The organism is Mycobacterium sp. TH-M25 (assembly GCF_057473665.1).
Genome location: NZ_JBYCLA010000103.1, coordinates 1 through 6,709, shown reverse-complemented (window position 1 = coordinate 6,709; position 6,709 = coordinate 1). Strand labels below are relative to the sequence as shown.

5 protein-coding genes and 1 pseudogene are annotated in these 6,709 nt (G+C 63.4%); all 6 read left to right on the top strand.

Features of this window, described 5'->3' with window-relative positions; all coding sequences use genetic code 11:
* Positions 1 to 56: 56 nt before the first annotated feature.
* Positions 57 to 2,318 carry an MMPL family transporter gene (locus tag AC2VOU_RS03710; RefSeq protein ID WP_486956133.1) on the top strand — a complete coding sequence of 754 codons (2,262 nt, stop codon included), beginning with the start codon at positions 57 to 59 and terminating at the stop codon, positions 2,316 to 2,318.
* 354 nt (positions 2,319 to 2,672) lie between these two features.
* The gene (gene add, locus AC2VOU_RS03705; RefSeq protein ID WP_486956132.1) at positions 2,673 to 3,752 is read left to right on the top strand and encodes an adenosine deaminase; all 1,080 of its coding nucleotides are present in this window, start codon (positions 2,673 to 2,675) and stop codon (positions 3,750 to 3,752) included.
* Between the two features lie 89 nt (positions 3,753 to 3,841).
* Positions 3,842 to 4,261 (top strand): IS66 family transposase, encoded by a 420-nt coding sequence (locus AC2VOU_RS03700; RefSeq protein WP_486956134.1) that lies wholly within the window; start codon positions 3,842 to 3,844, stop codon positions 4,259 to 4,261.
* A pseudogene (locus AC2VOU_RS03695) lies at positions 4,162 to 5,343 on the top strand (IS3 family transposase). Before AC2VOU_RS03700 ends, AC2VOU_RS03695 begins: the two are co-directional and overlap by 100 nt.
* 128 nt (positions 5,344 to 5,471) lie before the next feature.
* Complete coding sequence (locus tag AC2VOU_RS03690) at positions 5,472 to 5,639, top strand: hypothetical protein (protein WP_486956131.1); 168 nt, start codon at positions 5,472 to 5,474, stop codon at positions 5,637 to 5,639.
* Positions 5,640 to 5,744: 105 nt separating this feature from the next.
* Positions 5,745 to 6,709: radical SAM protein (locus tag AC2VOU_RS03685; protein WP_486956130.1), on the top strand; the 965-nt coding region annotated here is incomplete at its 3' end.

Here is a 6,709-nt window from a genome sequence, read left to right as displayed (position 1 = left end):
CAAGCACCGCGGCGGCTTTAACTACTACGTTTAACCATCGCCGGAAGGGACACGACATGCTGCACCGGATCGCATTGCTGGCCATCGCCGCACCGCGGCGGGTGATCGCCGGTGCCGTGCTGGTCTTCGTTGGGGCGGCCATATTCGGCATCCCGGTCGCCAAAAGCCTGACGGCTGGAGGCTTTCGCGATCCTGGGTCCGAGTCGGCGCAGGCCACCCGGCTATTGACGGACAAGTTCGGCGAAAGCGATCAGCAAATGTTGATCGTGGTGACCGCTCCCGAAGACGCCCGCAGTAATCAAACTCGCCAGGTCGGCACCGACATCATCGAGCACCTGCAACAATCGCCATACGTCTTCAACGTGTCCTCGGCGTGGACATCGCCGTCGACCACCACCGACCTGGTGAGCAAGGACGGCAAATCCGGATTGATCGTGGCCAACCTCAAAGGTGGGGAAAACAACGCGCAAAAATACGCCAAAACACTGGCCGACCAACTGGTGCACGACCGAGACGGAGTCAGTGTGCGCGCCGGCGGCATCGCGATGGTCTACGCCCAGATCAACGATCAAAGCGAACGTGATCTGCTAGTCATGGAGTCCATCGCCATCCCGCTGAGCTTCCTGGCGCTGGTGTGGGTGTTCGGCGGACTGCTCGCGGCAGCGCTGCCGATCGCTGTGGGACTGATCGCCATCGTCGGCTCGATGACGATACTGCGCCTGATCACCTTCAGCACCGAGGTCTCGATTTACGCGCTGAACCTGACCACCGCGATGGGCCTGGCCATAGCGATCGACTACACGCTGCTGATCATCAGCCGCTACCGCGACGAGCTGGCGGACGGTAGCACCCCCAACGAGGCGCTGATCCGGACCATGGCCACCGCCGGGCGCACCGTGTTGTTCTCGGCGACCACCGTCGCGTTGTCGATGGCGGTGCTGGTGTTGTTCCCGATGTACCTTTTGTCGTCGTTCGCCTACGCCGGGGTGGCCACCGTGGCATTCGCCGCCATTGCGGCGATCGTGGTAACCCCGGCGGCCATCGTGGCGCTCGGGCCCCGGCTGGATTCCCTGGATGTGCGCCAACTGGCGCGCCGGGTGCTGCGCCAGCCCGCCCCGGTGCCCAAACCGATCGAGCAGCAGTTTTGGTACCGGTCAACCAAGCTGGTGATGCGCCGAGCCCTGCCGATCGGCCTGGTTGTGGTGGCGCTGCTGGTGCTGCTCGGGGTTCCATTCCTACGGGTGAGGTGGGGCTTTTCCGATGACCGTATGCTGCCGCGTTCGGCGTCCGCGCATCAGGTTGGCGACCAGCTACGCAACGACTTCGCCAACGATTCCGCGGCGGCGGTGTCGGTCGTCGTCCCCGATGCCCGCGGCTTGGACCAGGCCGACGTTGACCGCTACGCCGCCGACCTGTCGCGGGTGCCCGACGTGTCGGTGGTCACCGCCCCGACCGGCACCTTTATCGGCGGCAATAAGATTGGACCACCGGCCGCAGCTGCCGGTCTGGCTCATGGCAGCGCATTTTTGACCGTCGCCAGCGCCGCGCCGTTGAACTCGAAAGCCTCCGACACCCAGCTCGACCGGCTGCACGAGGTGCCAGGACCGGCTGGCCGCTCAGTTCAGATGGCCGGGCTGGCCCAAGCCAACCGGGACAGCGTCGACGCTATTACGGCAATACTGCCTCTGGTGCTCGGCTTGATCGCTGTCGTCACGCTCGTACTGTTGTTTTTACTCACCGGCAGCGTGGTGCTGCCGCTCAAAGCGTTGATCCTCAACGTGTTGTCGCTGACGGCGACGTTCGGCGCGCTGGTATGGATCTTCCAGGACGGCCACCTTGGCGCCTTCGCAACCACACCTACCGGAACACTGATCGCCAACATGCCGGTGCTGTTGTTCTGCATCGCGTTCGGCCTGTCGATGGACTACGAGGTGTTCCTCGTGTCGCGGATCCGTGAATACTGGCTGGCTTCGTCGCAGACCAGTCAAGCCAACGACGAAAGCGTAGCGCTGGGTGTGGCCCGCACCGGGCGCGTGATTACCGCCGCCGCGCTGGTGATGTCCATCGCGTTCGCCGCGTTGACAGCATCCCAGGTGTCATTCATGAGAATGTTCGGATTGGGCCTGACCCTTGCCGTACTGATGGATGCGACCCTGGTACGCATGGTGCTGGTACCGGCATTTATGCACGTGCTGGGCCGGGTCAACTGGTGGTCCCCCAAACCGCTGACCTGGCTGCACGACCGAGTGGGCATCAGTGAATCCACCGTCCACGGCAGACACGCGGCCCCCGCTTACGCCACGATCGATGAACGCTAGATGCTCGCTTACCTCCGCCCCATTGCTCGCCAACGTGGCACTCAATGGTGCGGTGCGGAACGGTGCTGTACGTCGCCTTGGCGACATCCAACGGTTACCGGGCCCTGCCCACGGCATCGTGCTGATAACTGTCACCGCCGTAGAACCGCTGATCTCCACAGCCTACGACGACGGCAGTACTGAAGAACAGATCGCGTCCCAATGGCGTGCCCGCTACCGGACTCGCTGAGCGGTCGGATCGCGCCTTTCTAATGACGGATGGTGAAGTATCGAGACATCCGAAACGTAATAGACCGTCGGTACGTAATGGTCAGCCGGTGGGCCCGCGGCACTGCGGCTCGCTAGACTGCGGACGTGGCTGCCACTACCAGGGACGACGGATACATCGCGACCGGCCAGCGATCAGCGCAGGATCTGATCACCGCACTGCCCAAGGCGGAACTGCACGTCCACCTCGAAGGCACCATCACGCTGGCCACCGCCGTGCGCTGCGCCAACCGCAACGCCGTCACGCTGCCGTGGCGGACCGAGGACGAATTGGCCGCGGCGTATCACTTCGCCGACTTGCCAGGCTTTCTCACCGTGTTGTTTCAGGTCGCGCGCACCCTGCGCCAGCGCCAAGACTTCTACGATCTCACCATCGACTACCTGCAGCACGCAGTGGCTGACAATGTCGTCCGCGCGGAGATCTTCTTCGGCCCACAAACCTTCCTCGACGTCGGTGTAGAGATCTCGACCATGCTCGATGGAGTCCTGGCCGCCACCGTCGACGCCCGAGCCGAATGGGGCATCGACAGCGAAATCCTCTGCACCGCGGAACGTCACCGCGACGAATCATCAGCGCTAGAACTCTTGGAGCTCCTGGACCCCTGGCGTGAACACATCCTTGGCATCGGCCTGAGCTCCGCCGAGCGCGGCAACCCTCCCTCGAAGTTCACGCGATACTTCGACGCTGCCCGCAATCGTGGATACCGGCTCACCATCCATGCCGGCGAGGACGGCCCGCCCGAGTACATCCGCGACGCACTCGACAACTGCCGCCCCGACCGCATCGACCACGGCGTGACCGCCGCCGACGACCCCCATCTCATCGAACGTCTCCGCGACGAGGGCATTCCGCTGACGATGTGCCCACTGTCCAACCGGGCGCTGCACGTCGTCGACAGTCTCGCCGACCACCCACTCAAGACGCTCCTCGATGCCGGCGTGGTCGTCACAATCAACTCCGACGATCCCCCATTCTTCGGCGGCTACCTCAACGACAACTACACCGCAGCCGCAGAAGCCCTCGGCTTGACTGGCGAGAACGTCTACACGCTGGCCCAAAACAGCATCCAAGCCAGCTTCCTGCAGACCCCAGACAAAGCCGCCCACCTAGCACTCTTGGACGAGAAATACTGCGCTGCAGCATCAATCGATATCCCGCGATACTGATGGCGAACCGTCGCCGCCCAACCTCGACCAGATAAGCGGCCTCGCTCAGCTGCACAGATTCCACTGCCTGATCGTTGGCTCCACAACAAGTGCCCCAGGGCCCTGGGGTGCTCCGTGAAATCGCGGGCACCGCAGTCCACGACGCGTGGGCACCCTACGATAACTATCCGCAGCTCACCCACGCCCTGTGCAACGCCCATGTGCAAAGAGAACTCGTCGCCGTCATCGAGTACCACCACGCTCACCCAAGGGGCTCTGAGCCGCCCCGGCATGTCCGGAGACTCCGTTCCTTGGGAAGGATGGGGTCATGTCAGGGAGTGCGTCGAGGAGGTACCCGGCCGAGTTGCGTGAGCGAGCGGTCCGGATGGCTGGCGAGATCAGGGCCGATCACGACTCGGACTGGGCGACGATGTGCAAGGTCGCGCAGCTACTCGGGATCGGAACGGCGGAGACCGTGCGGAAGTGGTGTCGGCAGGCCGAGGTTGACGCCGGCCGGCGGCCCGGTGTGAGCACTGAGGAGTCGGCGGAGCTGAGGCGGGTGAAGCGGGAAAACGCTGAACTCAAGCGCGCCAACGCCATCCTCAAGAGCGCATCGGCTTTCTTCGCGGCCGAACTCGACCGGCCACTGCGCTGATCGTGCGCTACATCGACGAGCACGTCGGTGAGCGCCACGATGATGCCGACGGGCCAGGTCTGCGCTGGGGTGTCGAGTCGATCTGCGACCAGCTCACCGAGCTGGGTGCCAGGATCGGCCCCGCGACCTACTACGAGCATCGTGCCCGCAGACCCACTAAGCGAGAGGTTCAAGACATGGAACTGAAGCCGAAGATCGCTGCCGCGCACGCGGCGAACTACGGCGTCTACGGTGCCCGGAAGATATGGCTGACGCTGAACCGCGAACGGCCCAAAAACACGCCGCCGATCGCGCGCTGCACCGTGGAACGGCTCATGGGCGAACTCGGCCTGGCCGGCGTGGTGCGCGGCAAGGTCAAGCGGACCACGATCAGTGATCCGCGTGTACCGAAACCACTCGACCTGGTCGACCGCGACTTCCGCCCGACGGCACCGGATCGATTGTGGGTCGCCGATTTCACCTATGTCTCGACATGGTCGGGCTGGTGCTACACCGCGTTCGTGATCGACGCATACGCCCGCCGAATCTTCGGTAGCGACCACGATGACCAGCCGGCTCGTCGTCGACGCCGTCGAGCAGGCAATCTGGACGCGGCAGCGTGACGGCAACAACCTGGCCGGGCTGATCGCGCACCACGATCGCGGAGTCCAGTACCTCTCCTTGGCCTACACCGAGCACCTGGCCGCCGCTGGCATCAAGCCCTCGACCGGAGCCGTCGGGTCGTCGTATGACAACGCCCTGGCCGAGTCCGTGATCGGGCTCTACAAGACCGAGTTGATCAAACCGCGCCGGCCCTGGAAGGGCTTCGACGACCTCGAGATCGCCACCGCCGAATGGGTCGACTGGTTCAACCACCGCCGCCTCTTGGAGTACTGCGACGACCTCACACCAGTTGAAGCCGAAGGCGCTCACTACGCTCACCACCAGGCCCCAGCAACCGCCGGGGCCTCAAAATAGAAAGTCTCCGGACACGCCGGGGCGGTTCACTACATCACCCGACAGCTCTACCGGACCCTCACCGCAGCACACCCGATCCCGGTCGCAGCCACTTGACACGATATAGAAGCATCCCGGGTTGGTTCAGCATGCCTAAACTCCGGCAGAAGGTCTCCGGCCGCATGCGCACACTGAACGGCGCCGAGCACTTCGCCGCCCTACGCTCCTACATCGCCACCAGCAAGCACGGCATCGAAACCATCGACGCACTCACGAGACCCACCACCAGAAACCCCTGGATCCCCGAAACCACCTGACCAGTTACACCAAAATAACGAGTTGGTAGTCCTCGCTCATCCGGTTCGACACAGCCGTGTTATCCTCGTCACAGTCGCAACTAATGCGACGTCCATGGAGGGCCCATGAACCAGGTGCGGCTGATGTTTCCGCTAGCAGTCGATCAAGCTTTCCAGGCTGAGATTCGACTGAATCGGTTTGATCGCCTCTACCCGGTTCTACCGCTCTTGGGCCACGCGGAGACGGACGCGTACGTCGCCGAGTCTTTGATCGACTTCAGTCGACTCGACCGGGCCGCGTACATCAAAGCGAACGATGTGCTCGATCGCATCGCGGTGGCCCGACCCGAGTACCTCATGACGTTTCAACGTCACTTGGAGTCGGACATCGCGAAGATGTTGCCGATGATGGCAGCGTCGGACGCACGACTCAGGGCGGCGAACGCTCAGCACTACCTCTTCGACTTGTGGGCCGACTGCGTTCGGCGCAGGTTGCTCAGCGCCGTGCGCTACCGCGACGTGATCTGGAATCCGACGATCATGTGCATCGAGATCACGCAACAGTGCAACGCGCGGTGCGGGCACTGCGCTTCGAACTCGTCCCCGCGCGCGAAGATTCGGCTCGAGCAGGGCAAGGTGCGCGAGATCGTCGAGCAGGCGGCGCGCGCCGGCGTGCAGTTCATGGGTCTCACGGGAGGCGAGCCATTCCTCGAGCAACCGACGCTGCTCGAAGCGATTCGCGTCGCGACGGAGAATGGAATTCGGTTCGACTACATAAACTCGAATTGCTTCTGGGCGAAAACCGAAGAGCGCGCCGTCGCGATGCTTCGACGGATCAAAGAGGTCGCCGACCCGAATCACGTGAAGCAAACCCGCGGCATGTTCAGCATGTCGTTGACGACCGAGCACCTGAAGTGGGTGCCGATCGGAAACTTCGTCAACGTGATTCGCGCCCACGCCCAAGTATTTCCGGGACAGACTCTCGAGATGGTCAGCGTGCGCGGTGACCTGCTCGGCCAGAAGCAGGAGCCGGCGTTCCTGCGCGTCATCGAGTTGCTCGGCGATTACGTCACGCGTGTCGATCGCGATGA